At 57.7% G+C, this 1,479-nt stretch carries 1 protein-coding gene; it reads left to right on the plus strand.

Annotated features, from left to right (window positions below; all coding sequences use genetic code 11):
* Positions 1-406 precede the first annotated feature (406 nt).
* Positions 407-1,479 (plus strand): LptF/LptG family permease (locus NW820_RS12330; protein WP_414407637.1); only part of this gene is annotated, 1,073 nt, incomplete at its 3' end.

Raw genomic sequence — 1,479 nt, forward strand, 5'->3', positions numbered from 1 at the left:
CGCGCCAGGTTGTGGATGGCCGCAGGAGGGCTCGTAAGGCAGCCCCAAGCGGCCAAGTATTTCTGGGATCCCTCTACAACCTGCTGCCGCAGCTCCAGGAGCCGCTCCAGCAAACTCCTAAGATTGCAGGAGGGGGAAGAGGAGGAAACCATGTCGAAAGTCTTCCCAAGACAAACCCGGCCCAATTCTATGCCTGAGCTTACTTGGGGTCGATCATAGGCGGGTTAGGTTGAGAAAGGAAGGCGATAGCCTTTCATTGCCCAGTGTTCCGGTCTAGAGTCGTTAACAGCCTTCGGCTGTCCTGCCTACTACTTCCTTGGGTTGCGTGAAACTTCATTCTCTCCCTCCTGCCCGTTCCCGCGAGCGGCCTGACCACAGGCTCTCCCTCGTTTGCGCGGTGGGCCTGATGGATCGCTATGTCCTCTCGGAGATGCTGCTGCCGTTTCTCTTTGGGGTGGGAGCTTTCACAACCTTGGTGATGGCGGTGGGATCCCTGTTTGAGCTGGTGCGCCTGGTGGTGGAAGCGGGTCTGTCGCTTTCGGCGGCGTTACAGGTGTTTGTGTTGCGGGCGCCGGGGATCATCGTTTTGACGTTCCCGATGTCCATGTTGCTGGCCACGTTGCTGGCCTATGGGCGCTTGTCTGCCGACAACGAGATCACGGCCTTGCGCGGATGCGGGGTGAGCCTTTACCGCCTCATGGTGCCTGCCCTCGTCCTCAGCTTGCTGGTGACGACGTTAACGTTTCTGTTCAATGAGCTGGTGGTGCCGGTGAGCAATCGCCAAGCGGCCACGACTTTGAATCGAGCTTTAAATCGGGATCCCGACTTCCGGCGGGAGAATATCCTCTACCAAGAATTTGGCGAGATCCTCATGCCTGAGCCAGACGGCACCTTTTCCCGGCGACAAGGGCTAACCCGTCAGTTCTACGCCCGCAGCTTCGATGGGAAGCAAATGCGCGGCATTATCGTCCTGGATTTTTCCAACGAAGCGCTCAACCAAATCCTGCTGGCCCAACGGGGACGCTGGGATCCCCAAGAGAATCTTTGGGTGTTTGAGGATGGCACCAACTACATCGTTTCTCCTGATGGCACCTACAGCAACATTGCCACCTTCAGCCGGCAGGAGTTGCGCCTGCCTCGCGCACCACTGGAGCTGGCTCAAGAGATCCGCAGCCCTGAGGAAATGAACATTCGAGAGCTGAACCATTATATCGAAGTGATTGCCAGCTCTGGCGATCTGCAACGGGTGCGTCGTCTACAGGTCAGCCTCAACCAGAAGTATGCCATTCCCTTTGCGTGTCTGGCGTTCACCCTGATTGGGGTGCCTTTGGGATTGCGCCCGCAACGCACCGGTTCCTCTTTGGGGTTGGGCATCAGTGTGCTGATTATCTTTGCCTTCTATGTGCTGCTGTTCATCACCCAGGCGCTGGGACAAATTGGGACGCTGGGGCCGGCAACGGCGGCTTGGTTGCCCAACTT

It is taken from the genome of Synechococcus sp. R55.7 (assembly GCF_047461955.1).
Taxonomy (GTDB): Bacteria; Cyanobacteriota; Cyanobacteriia; order Thermostichales; family Thermostichaceae; genus Thermostichus.